Raw genomic sequence first — 12,170 nt, forward strand, 5'->3', positions numbered from 1 at the left:
ATCTATGCGGAGGCCAACCCGCTGCGCGGCCGGCCCCGGTCCGTCGGCGAGCTTCCCGAAGGCGCCGTCATCGTGGCGGATCGCCGGGTCGCACGCCGCAGGAAGGCCGGATGAAGTTCCTGATCGACGAGTGCCTGAGCCTCGCACTCGCCCTGAGGGCCCATGCCGCAGGATACGGGGAGTCCTCCCACGTCGTCTGGCTGGGGTGCAGCGGCTGGAAGGATTGGGACCTGAAGCCGCTCATAGTCGACACGATTGGACCTTCGTCACGAGAAACGCTGTCGACTTCCGTGGGCCCGCGAGTGCTCCCGGCAGCAAGGGCCAGTATGCGCATGCGGCGATCCATGCCGGTCTGATCTGCCTGAACGCCCCCGACGGGCATGGACCTCGACACGCAGATCGAGCTGCTCGAGCAGGCGTTGGAAGAACTCGCTGCCGACGGTGATCTCGTCAACCAGGTTCTCGAGATCACCCTGGAGGACGACGGCCTTCACGTTCGCCGGTACCGTCTCCCGGCGGACGCTCTCTAGCCGCTGCACCGGGAAGGGCCGGCGCACGATCGCGACCAATTCGGCTCTCACCCTCACCGATGCGCGTCGGTAGGCCAGTGCGAAGACCTCCGCGACGTTCGTACCGACGGGGCAGGCCGGGTGTCAGGGGGCCATTCCGAAAGCGCGGCCATCGTCCTTCCCAGGTGTCGTATTCCTGGATCTCTTGTGGCCAGTCCGGCTCAGGCCGCGACAAACGAGACGCGATGGCGGAATCCCGATCGAGGCGGGGCGTCCTTGCATCGCCCGCCCGCCCGCCCGTTCCGCGGCGGCCATGCCGCGCCGGCATGGGCTCATGCCCCGCAGACGCCTACCGGACCTTCGCATCTGCAGCAATCCTCTGCGCGTACGGCAGCCCGCCGCCTCTTCGCCGCAGGGACGAGAGCATGCCCGGTCCGCCCGACTGGCATCCGCGCGAGCGCTACGACGCTCTGTTGCGCCTGACCAAGGCCGGCTGGGCGTGGGAGTTCCTGCGCCGCAATCCCGCCTACCGCGACGAGGCGGCCCGGGCGGGCGTGAATGCCGGACCTTGCGTACAGGCCCGTCGCTGGGGCCTGCCCTTTCCTGCACGATCCCGCCCACCCGGCGTGTGCCCGGCCCGTGTTCTGGCGGCCCGAGGTGCTGCCCGACGTCGTCCGGCTGCACCCGGCCGGCGGCGGGGACGCCGCCTGCCTGCGCTACGATCCCGGCCAGTGGCCCGGCCGCCTCGACCGTTTCGCCGACGACGACGGGCTGCTGCTGATCCTGTCTGCCGGCGGGGCCGAGCACCGGCTGTGGCTGGCCGCCGAGCCCGCCCCGGGTACGCCGCTCGCCGTCATGATCGGCCTCGACCCGCATGCCCCGGCGCGCGCCGAGGCCGCGCTGTGCCTGTGGCGGCATCTTTGCGGCCGGGCGGAGCCGCGCCGGCCGGCGCGGCCGCCGCCGCGCGTGCAGCGCCTCGCCCGCGCCCTGCAGGCGCTCGACGGCCGGATGGCCGGCGCCAGCTACCGCGAGATCGCCCTCGTCCTGTTCGGCGAGGCCCGTCTGCGCGAGGCCGGCTACTGGCGGACCAGCCACCTGCGCGATGCCGCCGTCGGTCTGGTCGCGACCGGCCGCGCGCTGATGGCGGGCGGCTACCGGCGCCTGCTCCTCTCCTCCTTGCGATGAGGCGCGCACGGGGGATAGTGGAATCCGGGGGGCCGATTCCGCCATCCCCTCTGGGCCGCGTCTTCGCCCAAGCTGCCCTGCATCCGCCCGGGACCTTCGGGCCCCTTCCAGCCACCGAGGAGAGCGACCATGACCGCCGAGCCGCGCCCCGAGCCGCGCCGCTTCCTGGACACCTGGGACGCCGCGCGCTGGCTCAACCTGTCGCACCGCACGCTCGAGAAGTTCCGCGTCACCGGCGGCGGCCCCGCCTACCGCAAGCTCGGCCGGCGCGTCGTCTACGCGCCCGAGGACCTGGATCGCTGGGCCGAGGAGGGCCGCCGCCGCTCGACCTCCGAGCCGGCACCGCGCCGCCCGGCGTGATCCCCGGTCCGCACATGTGACCGGCCGTTCCAGGGATGTGCGCCGGTCGCGCCGTCCCGCTCAGTGCCTGGAGCACGGCGGAGGCGCCTCGATGGTGCAGGGACGCCGTCCCTGGCGACGTCGGGTCCGCCGTCCCGCCGAGCGCGGCCGGCCGGGTGCGGCAGAGGCCGGCCGACGGGGCAGGGGCGGAACGGGTGACCACGGCCGGTCGCATCCCCGGGCGGCGGCACCTGGCGGCGGCGCGATCAGCCGCCTTGGGCGGCCGGGATGATGTCCTCCGCCAGCAGGGCGTTCAACTCGCCGACATACCCGCCGGAACGGGCCGGCCGCGTGGGATCGGACGTCACGACGACGGTGAGGTTGAGCGCCGGCACGACATACAGCATCTGCCCGCCATAGCCCCTGGCATAGACGACCCGGTGCCCGTCGAGTTCGGTCAGGAACCAGCCGTAGCCGTAGGCGTCGCCGGAGAAAGGCGAGCGGGTCCGCGGCGTCCAGGACTGCGCGATCCAGTCGGCGCCGAGGACGCGGGCGTCCGCCCATACGCCGCCGTTGCGCCACATCTCCGCGAACCTGAACAGGGCCAGGGGGGACAGGGCCATGTTGTTGCCGCCCATGTAGAAGCCCTGCGGGTCCCGCGTCCACCCCGGCACGGCGACGTCGAGCGGATCGCCCAGCCAGGCGCGGGCCAGGTCCAGCAGGGAACGCCCGGCGCGCCGCGACAGCACGGCCCCGAGGACGTGGTAGCTCCCGGTCGAATAGAGCATCCCCGCGCCCGGCTCGGCCTCGAACGGCCGGCTGAGCGCGAACGCCACCCAGTTCGGGCTCTGCACCCAGCGCCCGTAGTTGGGGCCGGAGGTGCGCTCCAGCCCGGCCTGCATGGTCAGGAGCTGCGCGATGGTGATGCCGGCCACCCGGGGGTCGGCCCGGGAGGGGATCAATTCGGGCGCGGTGTCGCCCAGCGTCGCCCCGACGCCGGAGATCAAGCCGCGGTCGATGGCGATGCCGGCCAGGGTCGCGACCAGCGTCTTCGACACGGACTTGACGTTGACCGACCGGTCGAGCGGCGGGCCGCGGAAGGCTTCCGCCAGCAGTACCCGCCCGCGGCGCCCGACGATCACGCTGTGCAACTGGTCGAGACCGGCGGCCCGCGCGGCGACCCGGCGGCGCAGCTGCGGGGCCGCCGCCGGCGCCGCCGCCGACCGGCCTGCCGCAGCAGTCAGGAGCAGTGCCGGGGCCCCCAGACAGGCCCGGATCAGGGCGCGGCGGGTGACCGCCGTGTGCTTGCGATTCGTCATGCCAGGAAAGGTGGGTCGGCATGCCCGGGTTCCAAGCGCTCGGGCCTGCCGTCCGGCCGACGTCCGGGGTGGTCGTTCTCATGAGTTCGCCCTCCGGAGCCGGTGTGCGGCAGCGACCAGGTTGGACAGGGGCCGGTATCGGACACAGGACGCCTGCGAGCATCCAGAAGGCAACCTGTAGGCCTGTCGCTCGAAGCACAGCGGGGCCATCGCGAGTTGGAGCGTCGTTTGGGCCATCGCCAGAGTGGGCAGAAGGGCGACGAGAGCGATGCCGCCGACGGTGATGACAGGCTTGCTGCCCAGCCGCGTGCCCAGCACGCCGGCAAGCTGCATGGCAAAGACCGAGCCGCCTTCCAGGCAAAGGAGGAGCGCGCAGAGCGTCGCGTCGTCGATTCCCGGCAGCGCCGGGCCGGAGCGTTTCGGCTGGCTGGACCTGTGGGCCGGGCAGCTGGTCGCGGCCCTGCCGGCAGGCCATCCGCTGGAAAGGCGCAACGGCCTCGGCTGGGCCGACCTCGACGCCGAGCCGCTGGTGCTGCGCAGTTGGGAGGTGACCCGCCCCGTGCAGGCACTGCTGGAGCGCCGCTGTGCCGGCCGCCGGCCGCCGGCGGTCGAGCACCGGGTCGGCCGCGACGGGCTGCTCGGCCTGGTCGCCGCCGGCTACGGCGTCGCGGTCGTGCCCGAGGCCGCCGCGGGGCTGCCCTGGCCGGGCGTTGTGTTCGTGCCCATCGCCGAGCCGGATGCCGTGGTGCCGGTCTCGCTCGCGTGGCGCCCGGACGACGCCAATCCGGTGCTGCGCCGCTTTCTCAGCCATGTCCGCCGCCACCACCGGGGACAGGGGCGGGCCGCGCCGGCGGCGGGGCCACCAGCGCCCGTTCGATCTCCGAGCAGAAGCCGATGATCAGCGGCCGGTGGCGCCGGTCGTTGTGGCGGAGCATGGCCAGCACGATGTCCTGGAGCAGCCAGCCGGTGCCGAGCCGGCGCATCTCCGCGACCGCGGGCCGGCCGTAATAGGACCCGACCAGGCAGTCGTGCCCATAGTCGTTGCTCGGCTCCACCGCCCAGAAGTCGCGCCGCGAGCCATCATCGTTCGGCTTGGCGAGGGTCTTCACGAAGGGCAACCGGATCTCGCCGGCCGGCTCGGGAGCGTCGTCCGGATCCTGCTCCTCGTCCATGTCCGGCTCCGGCCTGTACTGGATAGCATAAACTGAAATATCCATAAATGCGCAACGACATGCAAGCCCTGGCGCGGCGGCATGCCCGGTCGGCGCCGCTTGTCACAGACGCTTCGTTGGCTAAGCTATGGGAGCGGAGAATGGGAAATGGAGGAATTTGTCGTGGATCGAGGTGGGGCGGCGTGCCCTGATGCGGGCATGACGGTCTTCGCCCGGCGCCTGCGCGCGCGTCTCGATCACCTGAAGATGTCCAGGGCCAAGCTCTCGGATCTGACGGGCTTCCATGAATCGACGCTGAAGAAGCTCGCGGAGGGCGGATCGGCCAGCCTGCAGCAGCCGGCCCGCTTCCTGGCGCTGTGCCGGGCTCTCCAGGTCACGCCGGCCCAGCTGCTCGGCTTCGAGCCGCTGCCGCGCGATGTCTCCGGCCGATCGGATCTGCGCGACCAGGCTGTGGACGCCGTCTTGGCCGCGGTCGACGGGCTCGACGAGGGGCGGCTGCGTTTCGCTGCCGAACTGCTCGACCTGCTCCACCAGCACCGGGAGACGTTCAGGCGCTAGGCACGACGGGAAGCCGGGAAACGGTCCTGGCGTCGGCTCGGTGGTGAGCCACCGGATCCCGACAATCCGTTGGCACTCCATCTGATATGCTGGTCGACAGACATCGAAATGGCGGCAACATCTGATATACCGGACTTGATGCCCTGTCCGCGACATCTCATATATTGGACGTGATGTGCGTATTCGTGCTTGGCATCTGGTGTGTGGGACATCGTCGATGTTGGACCTGGAACTCCTCGGCGAACGGATCGCGGTGCGGCGGCGGGAACTCGGCATGACGCAGCCTGAGCTGGCCCGGCGTGCCGGAGTCGGCCGGTCGACCCTCGCGGCCCTGGAGGGAGGGAAGATGGCCGAACTCGGGTTCAACAAGGTCGCGCATATCCTGGCAGCCCTGGGCCTCGAGCTGAGACTGGTGAGCGCCAATCGCGGCCGGCCGACCTTTGACGAACTGAAGGAGGAGCAGGGACCCCATGCTTAAGGTCTGGTCCGAGGATATGGCCGCCGGCTATCTCGACCGCAGCGACAGGGGCCCTGGATCGGTCTTCGCCTACGAGATGGCGGCGGACGAGGCGAGGGCGGTCTCGCTCAGCATGCCGAAACGGCTCGCGTCATACGAGCAGGCGTTCGGGCTTCATCCGATCTTCGAGATGAACCTGCCCGAAGGCGCGCTGCGCGAGCGCCTGCGCCTGGCCTTTGCCAAGGCGACCGGCCATTTCGACGATCTCGACCTCCTCGCCGTGACCGGCCGCTCGCAATTGGGGCGTCTTCGCTACACCGCCCGGGACGGCAACCTCGACGAGGATGTCCCGTTCCAGTCGGTGGACGAGATCCTGGCCCGGCGCCGGGACGGCAGCCTGTTCTCGTACCTTCTGGAGCGGTTCGCCGCCCATTCCGGCGTCAGCGGCGTCCAGCCCAAGATCCTCATCCGCGACGAGGCCGATTCGGCGATCCTCGAGGAGAGCAGGGGGCGATTTTCCACGAGTTTCCGTGGCGCCACGCACATCGTGAAGTTTTGGAATCCCGCCGACTATCCCCAGTTGGCGGCCAACGAGTTCTTCTGCCTGCGGGCGGCCGAGCGCTGCGGGCTGGACGTGCCGCGCTTCCGGCTGGCCGAGGACGGCACGGCCCTGGTGCTCGACCGGTTCGACCTCCGTGCGGACGGCACCTACCGCGGCATGGAGGATTTCTGCGTCCTCAACGGCCTGTCGACCTCGCGCAAGTACCATGGCGGCTACGAGAAGACCGTGTTCCGCAGGCTGAAGGACTACATGGTCGGGGACATCGAAGCCTGGCGCCGGGATGCCGGGCGCCTGTTCACGCTGTTCGTCCTCAATTGCGCGGTCCGCAACGGCGACGCGCATCTCAAGAACTTCGCCGTCGTTTATGACGACGTGCGCGCGACGCCGCGCCTGTCGCCCGTCTACGACATCGTGACGACGACCGTCTACCTGCCCGAGGATCGGATGGCGCTGACCTTGAACGCCAAGCCGCTGTGGCCCGAGGCACGGCATCTCGACCAGCTCGGAACGACGCGCTGCGCCTTGGCGCCGGCCGAGGCGGCGGCGGTCCGCGAACGCGTCGCCGACGCCATGTCCGAAAGCCTGGCCGAGATGGCGGTCCATGCCGCCGAGCATCCGGAGTTCACCGAGATCGCCGACCGGATGGCGACCGTCTGGCAGGAAGGGATCCGAACCTCGCTCGGCGTCGCGGCCAGGCACGTTTCCCCGGCCAGGTGAGCCCTCGGGCCTTCCAGGGCGCTCGGCGGCACGGACCGTCCATGGAGCCGGGAGTGCCTGCCCCAGCGGACAGGAATCCGACCTGACGGCAGTCGCGGCAGGTGACCGTTCAAGCCGATTCCGGGTTGGCCGGCTTCTCCGGTCCCTGCCGGTCCAACCCGTCGAGCAGGCGCCGGGCCTGATCGAACCGGGGCTCGTCCATCGCGCTCAACGCCGCCCGGATGCGCGCCTGCAGCACGGCGCGCTCGGGGAGCTCGATGCCGTCGTCCAGGCCCGGGATCGGGTCGAGGCCGAGGGCCTGGTGCGGCGTCAGCGCCAGCGCCTTGCACAGCCGCACCAGCTCGTCGGGATCGGGCAGGCTCTTGATCTCGCCGTTCAGCAGCTTGGTGAACCTCTGATACGTGACGCCGGCCCGCTCGGCCGTGGCCTTGCCGACGAGGCCGAGCTGGGCGTGGCGGCGCGCGAGGCGCTGGGCAAAGTCCTTCATGGGTCCACTGTGCCGCTCCCCGTCTTCCGCGCCATGATAAAATGGGATAAAGACAAGTATTCTGTTTTGGTGGACTTGCACCGACCATGCGCCCGTTGCGCCTCGTTCTGCTGGTCGTGCTGGCGGCGCTCCATATCGGCGCCGTCGGCCCGCGGCCGCCGGCCGGCACTGCCGGGCCGGTGACGGTGGACGTCGCCGGCGGGCGCTACCGGCTGGCGGCGATAGAGCCGGGCTGGCCGCTGGAGGCCTGTCCGGCGCTCGGCCTGCTGACCTGGGAGCGCACCGTCGCCTGCACGCCGGTGGCGGGCGTCGGCCGGCCCGAGCCGGAGGCGCGGTGTGAGGCCGACGGCATCGACATCGCCGAGGCGCTGCTGGCCTACGGGCTCGCGCGCACCACGCCGGCCGCTTCGCCGGCCTACCGCCAGATCGAAGGCGTCGCCGGCGTATTCGGCCGCGGCATCTGGGATGACCAGGCGCACTGGCCTCCCTGGCGCTGACCGGCCCGGGAGGCGCGATGAGGGTACTCCGCCTGCGCCGAACTGGGGCGGGTACGCCCGAGGACGACCGGTAGCGGTCGGTTGCGCCCCTGGACACCGGCGCGAGCCGGGGCGTGATCCGGCAACTGGCGGTGCTTTGACCGGGTCGAAGCGCTCGGGTAGGGCGGAAGGACGCAACCGCCCGACAGGGAGAGCCAGCCCATGACCGCAACCCGCTGCGAGCGCTTCGGCATCGTTCCCGCCGCCTGGTTCGCCGATCCCGCACTCGGCGCCGACGAGATCGCGGTGCTGGCGGCGCTCGCCGTCCATGCCGACCCGCAGGGCCTGTGCTGGCCGAGCCAGGCGGCACTCGCCCGAAGCCTCAGGCGCTCGCGCACCTGGGTCATCAAGGTCATCAACCGCCTGGAGGCGGCTGGCGCTCTCGAGCGCACCCGGCGCATCGCCGCGAACGGCGCCATGCGCACCTGCCTCTACCGCCTCGTCCGGCGCCCGCGCCTCGATGGTGCGCGCGCACAGCCGGCCGCCTCGAGCGGCGCCGAGCGGGCCTGGGGCGAAGCGGTCGTGGACGTATCCGAGCCCGAGCGCACCCGGGATGATGAGGCTGAAGCGGAAGCCGAGCCTGAGCGGGCGCGCAAAGGCAGCGGGGGGCTCGGGCAGGAGCGCCGGGCCGGAGCGCGGGTGGTCGACCCGGCCTGGCTGCCGAGCACCACCGACGTCGCCTGGGCGCGCGAGCGCCGGCCCGACATCGACCCGCTGATGTTCACCGAGTTCTTCATCGCCGCCTGCCGCGCCAACGGCTACCGCTACCACGATCATGCCGCCGCCTGGCGCGCCTGGCTGCTCGACCGCAAGCGAGGCCTGCCCCATGCCCAGCCCCGATCCCCGTCCGGCCGGCCGCGCCGCAGCTGGCGCGACGAGCTCGCCGAGCGCAACGAGCGTGCGGCGGACGCGTGCATTCGCCGCTTCATGGAGCGCCGAGCCCGCGCCGCTCATCCCGTTTGACCGCGAGATCGCCGCTACTCTGCCGGCGGCACTCGCCCAGGTCCGCGCCAGCCTCGCCCCCGGCGATCCGGCGGCGGTCGCCCACGCGCTCGCGCGCCTCTACCGCCGCTTCGACATGGAGCCGCCGGCGCCCGGCGACCTCGATCTCGACGTCGCCGAGATGAGCGCCTGGCCGGCCGACCTGTTCGAGCAGGCGTTCCGCCACGTCTGGACCACCTATGCGCTGTCGCGCCGGCCAAGGGTGTCGGACTTCCTGGCCGGCATAGCCGACGACCTCGCCGAGCGCCGGGCCGACCTGCACGCGCTCGAAGCCTTGGCCCGCAAGCTCGAGCACCGCCGCCGCCGGTCCTGAGCCGGCCGTCTCCCGCGCCACGTTCCCGTTCCGCCCGCCCCGGCCCGGATTCTTCGAGGTCCCGGAGCGGGGGCGTTCGCGTGCCGCCGGCCTGTCGCGCCGGTCACGGCCCCGTTCCCCGGGCGCGCTTTCGCCGCGACATCCAGCGCGTAGGGCGAACGGGCCCCGTCCGGCTGGTGACACGAACAGCACCAGATGAATCATATATAAGACAGACAGACTCCCCGCACCGGCCGTTCGCGGCCGGCATTGGTGCTTTGGGAAACTTCGGATTCTCCAATTACATCGTGGAGCCGAATGCCCGCAATCGGCGAAATGCCTCCATGGACATTCTCGCGCGCCGCCTGACCGCCCGGCTGGATCATTTGCGCCTCTCGATGGCCGAGCTGGAGCGCCGCACCGGCCTGCACCGCCAGACGCTGAAGAAACTCGCTTCTGGCAAGGCGACGACCCTGCCGCCGGCCGCCTCGTTCCTGCGCCTGTGCGAGGTGGTCGGCCTGCAGCCGCTCGAGCTGCTCGGCCTGACGCCGGCGCCGGGTGATGGCGAGGCGCTGGCACCGCCGGCGCACGAGGCCGAGGTCCGTGCCCTGCTGGCAAACCTGGACCGGCTCGACGAGGCGCAGCTCGCGCTCGCGGTCGATCTGCTCGACACGCTGAACCGGCATGCCGCCGCCCTGGAGGGCGTGCCGAAGCGCCCGGCGCCGCGTGAAAGAAGGAAGGGCGAGGCAGGGGCGCGCGGCACCCGCCGGACCCGATCCGCCGACCGGTCGCCGGCGTAGAGGCTCCCCAGCATCGTGGGCGCCCACTGGGACGGGCTCGGCCTTGAATGCAGTGCAGAGAATGTGCATATTCCGCTCATGTCATGCAGCGGAGATGAGCCATGCTGAACCCCTTTCTGGACAGGGTGACGGATCGCGAGCGCGGTACGATCTCCCCGGAGCGGGTCAGCGAGGCCCTGCACGTGCCAATGGCGCGCCTGGCAGAGCTGGCGCATGTCCACCGCAACACGCTCGCCCGCCAGCCGGACTCGCCGGTGGTCCAGGAGCGCCTGGGCGTGGTCGCCCGCATCGTCGCGGCCGCCGGCGAATTGACCGGCGACGCCGGGCGGGCGGTGGTCTGGTTCCGCCACCAGCCGCTCGCCGGCTTCGACGGTCGCACCGCAGAGGAGCTGGTCGCCGCCGGGCACGCCGAGGCGGTGCTGGCACATCTGGAGATGTTGCGCGACGGCGTCTACGCGTGATCCGGGCTGCCGGCCGTTTCTGGCGGATGCTCGCCCCGCGCTGGGCACACCGGCCGCTGAGCGGCGAGGGAGCCGCGCGCCATGGCGGGCGCTTCAACGAGCGCGGCCGCCCGGCGCTCTACATGTCGGAGGCGTTCGTCACCGCGATCGCGGAGTACGAGCAGGACCTGGGCATCCGCCCCGGCATGCTGTGCGCCTACGACGTCGACGTCGGCCCCGTCGCCGACCTGTGCGACCCGGCCGCGCGCGAGGCTCTTGGCGTCGCTGCCGCGGTGCTCGCCTGCCCCTGGAAGCATATCCTGCTGGTCGAGAAGGCGCGCCCGCCGACATGGGACCTCGCCGAACGGCTGGTCGGGCAGGGCTTCGCCGGCCTGCGCGCCCCCTCGGTGCGCGATCCCCAAGGCATCAACCTGGTGCTCTGGTCCTGGAACGACGCTCCGGACCGCCGGGTGGCCGCGCTCGACCCGCTCGGCGACCTGCCGATGAACCAGGCGTCCTGGCCGTCCGCCTGACATCCTCGCCGGCCGGGTCTTTCAGCCGGCACGGCGCGTGGGCATGCGGTTGCTCCCCGCGGTTCGGCACTTCACTACACGGCCAGTCTTCCTGAGCGGATGAGGACCGTGATGGCGCGTTGGCGGCTTCGGCACGCGAGGGTCGGGTTCGGCGAGCTGGTGAGGCGAGCGGCTGAGGAGGGGCCGCAGGTCGTCACCCTACGGAGCAGGGAGGCGGCGGTCGTCCTGTCCGCGGAAGACTACCGCCGCCTTATAGCCGGGCGGAGGACTGCGTCGACCTGCTGCTCCGGTTCCCGGAGGTCCCTGGCGAGGGCCGCTGTCGCGCTCGAAGGCACGCGGTCGGCGGAGACCGCACGCGAGGTCGAGTTCTAGGCAGGAACCGGCGCGCGCATTCGCCGGCTCACCCGGCCGGCCGATCGCCGGCATAGAGCGCCTCCAGCATGCGGCGGGCGGCGGCGAACTCCTGCGGGCCGGCGCGCCTCAGCGCCGCCCCCAGGCGGGCTAGCAGCAGCGCCCGCCGTGGTACAGCCGCCGCGTCGTCGAGGCCGGGCACGGGAGCGTGCCCGAGAGCCTGCGCCGGGGTGAGGGCGAGCGCCTCGCACAGGCGCAGCAGCAACTCGGGCCGGGGCAGGCCCTTGGCCCGGCCGGCCAGCAGCTTCTTGAAGGTCTGGTACTTCATGCCGACCCGGCGCGCGGTATCGGCGCCGTTGAGGCCGAGCTGGTCGTGCCGCCGGGTCAGGCGCGCGCCGAGGTCCTGCATGGTCCCGCTCCGATTAGGCGATCGCACCGGGCGGGGACGATAGCCCGCCCGGGACCGCCTGTCAGCGCCCGCCTGCGGGGGACGCGATCTCGTGCAGCCGTTCCCACTGCCCGCGCCGCTCGCCGGTCGCCCGCGCCGCCGTCGAGACGAGCCAGGCCAGCGCGGCGGCGTTGCGGACGTCGAGCCCGTCGACCAGCAACTCGATCGTGTCCAGCGCTGCAGGTCGAGACGGCTGCGCTCCATGTGGATGGAAATCCCGCGCGGCCGCGCCTGATCCCGAGCCGGGTCCGACCTCGGTTGCCCGCTTGGCGGACTTGCCCCCGCTGCTTACATAGTGCTTACACGCTCGCGGCGAGGATGGGGCGGTGGTGCCCAAGTGCTTGAAAAGACTGGTGCCGGGTGTCGGACTCGAACCGACGACCTACCGCTTACAAGGCGGTTGCTCTACCAGCTGAGCTAACCCGGCGCCGGTCACGGGCAGACTAGCGCGTGGGCGCGGGCC

At 71.8% G+C, this 12,170-nt stretch carries 19 protein-coding genes, 1 tRNA gene and 1 pseudogene; 15 read left to right on the forward strand and 6 right to left on the reverse strand.

Going from position 1 to position 12,170, the window contains the following annotated elements; all coding sequences use genetic code 11:
• The first annotated feature begins 380 nt into the window (after positions 1 to 380).
• The 4 genes and pseudogenes from VGO20_RS01150 (at position 381) to VGO20_RS01160 (ending at position 2,054) form a co-directional block, all read left to right on the forward strand.
• A complete protein-coding gene (locus VGO20_RS01150; RefSeq protein WP_327500441.1) occupies positions 381 to 530 on the forward strand; it encodes a hypothetical protein in 150 nt (49 codons plus the stop codon).
• A gap of 404 nt (positions 531 to 934) precedes the next feature.
• Positions 935 to 1,054 (forward strand): annotated as a pseudogene (locus VGO20_RS28575) (transcriptional regulator domain-containing protein); the annotation flags it as partial.
• Positions 1,055 to 1,067: 13 nt separating this feature from the next.
• Complete coding sequence (locus VGO20_RS01155) at positions 1,068 to 1,694, forward strand: DUF2285 domain-containing protein (protein WP_327500442.1); 627 nt, start codon at positions 1,068 to 1,070, stop codon at positions 1,692 to 1,694.
• Positions 1,695 to 1,823: 129 nt separating this feature from the next.
• The gene (locus VGO20_RS01160; RefSeq protein ID WP_327500443.1) at positions 1,824 to 2,054 is read left to right on the forward strand and encodes a helix-turn-helix transcriptional regulator; all 231 of its coding nucleotides are present in this window, start codon (positions 1,824 to 1,826) and stop codon (positions 2,052 to 2,054) included.
• A 245-nt stretch (positions 2,055 to 2,299) separates the two neighbouring features.
• Here the strand turns inward: VGO20_RS01160 and VGO20_RS01165 are convergent, their stop codons facing one another.
• Positions 2,300 to 3,352 (reverse strand): serine hydrolase domain-containing protein, encoded by a 1,053-nt coding sequence (locus VGO20_RS01165; protein WP_327500444.1) that lies wholly within the window; start codon positions 3,350 to 3,352, stop codon positions 2,300 to 2,302.
• Positions 3,353 to 3,683: 331 nt separating this feature from the next.
• On the opposite strand from VGO20_RS01165, the gene VGO20_RS01170 reads away from it, so the two are divergent.
• Complete coding sequence (locus tag VGO20_RS01170) at positions 3,684 to 4,250, forward strand: LysR family substrate-binding domain-containing protein (protein WP_327500445.1); 567 nt, start codon at positions 3,684 to 3,686, stop codon at positions 4,248 to 4,250.
• Here the strand turns inward: VGO20_RS01170 and VGO20_RS01175 are convergent.
• The gene (locus tag VGO20_RS01175; protein ID WP_327500446.1) at positions 4,156 to 4,524 is read right to left on the reverse strand and encodes a hypothetical protein; all 369 of its coding nucleotides are present in this window, start codon (positions 4,522 to 4,524) and stop codon (positions 4,156 to 4,158) included. The genes VGO20_RS01170 and VGO20_RS01175 overlap by 95 nt on opposite strands.
• A 198-nt stretch (positions 4,525 to 4,722) precedes the next feature.
• Between VGO20_RS01175 and VGO20_RS01180 the strand changes: the two genes are divergently transcribed.
• The 3 genes from VGO20_RS01180 (at position 4,723) to VGO20_RS01190 (ending at position 6,818) form a co-directional block, all read left to right on the forward strand.
• A complete protein-coding gene (locus VGO20_RS01180) occupies positions 4,723 to 5,082 on the forward strand; it encodes a helix-turn-helix domain-containing protein (protein WP_327500447.1) in 360 nt (119 codons plus the stop codon).
• Positions 5,083 to 5,299: 217 nt separating this feature from the next.
• Complete coding sequence (locus tag VGO20_RS01185) at positions 5,300 to 5,560, forward strand: helix-turn-helix domain-containing protein (RefSeq protein ID WP_327500448.1); 261 nt, start codon at positions 5,300 to 5,302, stop codon at positions 5,558 to 5,560.
• Positions 5,553 to 6,818 carry a type II toxin-antitoxin system HipA family toxin gene (locus VGO20_RS01190; RefSeq protein ID WP_327500449.1) on the forward strand — a complete coding sequence of 422 codons (1,266 nt, stop codon included), beginning with the start codon at positions 5,553 to 5,555 and terminating at the stop codon, positions 6,816 to 6,818. Before VGO20_RS01185 ends, VGO20_RS01190 begins: the two co-directional genes overlap by 8 nt.
• 109 nt (positions 6,819 to 6,927) lie before the next feature.
• Here VGO20_RS01190 and VGO20_RS01195 read toward each other — a convergent pair whose 3' ends face one another.
• Positions 6,928 to 7,305: a helix-turn-helix domain-containing protein gene (locus tag VGO20_RS01195; RefSeq protein ID WP_327500450.1), complete on the reverse strand. Its 378-nt coding sequence runs from the start codon at positions 7,303 to 7,305 to the stop codon at positions 6,928 to 6,930.
• An 86-nt stretch (positions 7,306 to 7,391) separates the two neighbouring features.
• On the opposite strand from VGO20_RS01195, the gene VGO20_RS01200 reads away from it, so the two are divergent.
• From VGO20_RS01200 to VGO20_RS28580, 7 genes are all read left to right on the forward strand, one after another.
• Entirely contained in the window at positions 7,392 to 7,802 is a 411-nt protein-coding gene (locus VGO20_RS01200) for a hypothetical protein (RefSeq protein WP_327500451.1), read from the forward strand.
• 201 nt (positions 7,803 to 8,003) lie between these two features.
• Positions 8,004 to 8,804 carry a helix-turn-helix domain-containing protein gene (locus VGO20_RS01205; protein WP_327500452.1) on the forward strand — a complete coding sequence of 267 codons (801 nt, stop codon included), beginning with the start codon at positions 8,004 to 8,006 and terminating at the stop codon, positions 8,802 to 8,804.
• Positions 8,740 to 9,156: a hypothetical protein gene (locus tag VGO20_RS01210; RefSeq protein WP_327500453.1), complete on the forward strand. Its 417-nt coding sequence runs from the start codon at positions 8,740 to 8,742 to the stop codon at positions 9,154 to 9,156. The genes VGO20_RS01205 and VGO20_RS01210 overlap by 65 nt, the downstream gene beginning before the upstream one ends.
• Positions 9,157 to 9,479: 323 nt before the next feature.
• Positions 9,480 to 9,935 (forward strand): helix-turn-helix domain-containing protein, encoded by a 456-nt coding sequence (locus tag VGO20_RS01215; RefSeq protein WP_327500454.1) that lies wholly within the window; start codon positions 9,480 to 9,482, stop codon positions 9,933 to 9,935.
• 101 nt (positions 9,936 to 10,036) lie between these two features.
• Positions 10,037 to 10,396, forward strand: coding sequence for an antitoxin Xre/MbcA/ParS toxin-binding domain-containing protein (locus VGO20_RS01220; protein ID WP_327500455.1), 360 nt, complete (start codon positions 10,037 to 10,039; stop codon positions 10,394 to 10,396).
• Complete coding sequence (locus VGO20_RS01225; RefSeq protein ID WP_327500456.1) at positions 10,393 to 10,908, forward strand: RES family NAD+ phosphorylase; 516 nt, start codon at positions 10,393 to 10,395, stop codon at positions 10,906 to 10,908. Before VGO20_RS01220 ends, VGO20_RS01225 begins: the two co-directional genes overlap by 4 nt.
• Before the next feature lie 111 nt (positions 10,909 to 11,019).
• Positions 11,020 to 11,280, forward strand: coding sequence for a type II toxin-antitoxin system prevent-host-death family antitoxin (locus tag VGO20_RS28580; RefSeq protein WP_414639761.1), 261 nt, complete (start codon positions 11,020 to 11,022; stop codon positions 11,278 to 11,280).
• A gap of 28 nt (positions 11,281 to 11,308) precedes the next feature.
• Here VGO20_RS28580 and VGO20_RS01230 read toward each other — a convergent pair whose 3' ends face one another.
• The 3 genes from VGO20_RS01230 to VGO20_RS01240 all read right to left on the reverse strand — a co-directional run bounded on the left by VGO20_RS01230 (position 11,309) and on the right by VGO20_RS01240 (position 12,134).
• Positions 11,309 to 11,668 (reverse strand): helix-turn-helix domain-containing protein, encoded by a 360-nt coding sequence (locus VGO20_RS01230; RefSeq protein WP_327500457.1) that lies wholly within the window; start codon positions 11,666 to 11,668, stop codon positions 11,309 to 11,311.
• Between the two features lie 61 nt (positions 11,669 to 11,729).
• A complete protein-coding gene (locus VGO20_RS01235) occupies positions 11,730 to 11,867 on the reverse strand; it encodes a hypothetical protein (RefSeq protein WP_327500458.1) in 138 nt (45 codons plus the stop codon).
• Between the two features lie 191 nt (positions 11,868 to 12,058).
• Positions 12,059 to 12,134: transfer RNA gene (locus VGO20_RS01240), tRNA-Thr, on the reverse strand.
• Between the last annotated feature and the right edge of the window lie 36 nt (positions 12,135 to 12,170).

Source organism: Arenibaculum sp. (assembly GCF_035998295.1).
Taxonomy (GTDB): domain Bacteria; phylum Pseudomonadota; class Alphaproteobacteria; order Azospirillales; family Azospirillaceae; genus DASYHS01.

Excerpts from the sequence above, each read along its gene's own strand:
- VGO20_RS01150 (WP_327500441.1), top strand. The coding sequence starts at position 381 with ATGGACCTCGACACGCAGATCGAGCTGCTCGAGCAGGCGTTGGAAGAA.
- VGO20_RS01155 (WP_327500442.1), top strand. The coding sequence starts at position 1,068 with ATGCCGGACCTTGCGTACAGGCCCGTCGCTGGGGCCTGCCCTTTCCTG.
- VGO20_RS01160 (WP_327500443.1), top strand. The coding sequence starts at position 1,824 with ATGACCGCCGAGCCGCGCCCCGAGCCGCGCCGCTTCCTGGACACCTGG.
- VGO20_RS01165 (WP_327500444.1), bottom strand. The coding sequence starts at position 3,352 with ATGACGAATCGCAAGCACACGGCGGTCACCCGCCGCGCCCTGATCCGG.
- VGO20_RS01170 (WP_327500445.1), top strand. The coding sequence starts at position 3,684 with ATGGCAAAGACCGAGCCGCCTTCCAGGCAAAGGAGGAGCGCGCAGAGC.
- VGO20_RS01175 (WP_327500446.1), bottom strand. The coding sequence starts at position 4,524 with ATGGACGAGGAGCAGGATCCGGACGACGCTCCCGAGCCGGCCGGCGAG.
- VGO20_RS01180 (WP_327500447.1), top strand. The coding sequence starts at position 4,723 with ATGACGGTCTTCGCCCGGCGCCTGCGCGCGCGTCTCGATCACCTGAAG.
- VGO20_RS01185 (WP_327500448.1), top strand. The coding sequence starts at position 5,300 with ATGTTGGACCTGGAACTCCTCGGCGAACGGATCGCGGTGCGGCGGCGG.
- VGO20_RS01190 (WP_327500449.1), top strand. The coding sequence starts at position 5,553 with ATGCTTAAGGTCTGGTCCGAGGATATGGCCGCCGGCTATCTCGACCGC.
- VGO20_RS01195 (WP_327500450.1), bottom strand. The coding sequence starts at position 7,305 with ATGAAGGACTTTGCCCAGCGCCTCGCGCGCCGCCACGCCCAGCTCGGC.
- VGO20_RS01200 (WP_327500451.1), top strand. The coding sequence starts at position 7,392 with ATGCGCCCGTTGCGCCTCGTTCTGCTGGTCGTGCTGGCGGCGCTCCAT.
- VGO20_RS01205 (WP_327500452.1), top strand. The coding sequence starts at position 8,004 with ATGACCGCAACCCGCTGCGAGCGCTTCGGCATCGTTCCCGCCGCCTGG.
- VGO20_RS01215 (WP_327500454.1), top strand. The coding sequence starts at position 9,480 with ATGGACATTCTCGCGCGCCGCCTGACCGCCCGGCTGGATCATTTGCGC.
- VGO20_RS01220 (WP_327500455.1), top strand. The coding sequence starts at position 10,037 with ATGCTGAACCCCTTTCTGGACAGGGTGACGGATCGCGAGCGCGGTACG.
- VGO20_RS28580 (WP_414639761.1), top strand. The coding sequence starts at position 11,020 with ATGGCGCGTTGGCGGCTTCGGCACGCGAGGGTCGGGTTCGGCGAGCTG.
- VGO20_RS01230 (WP_327500457.1), bottom strand. The coding sequence starts at position 11,668 with ATGCAGGACCTCGGCGCGCGCCTGACCCGGCGGCACGACCAGCTCGGC.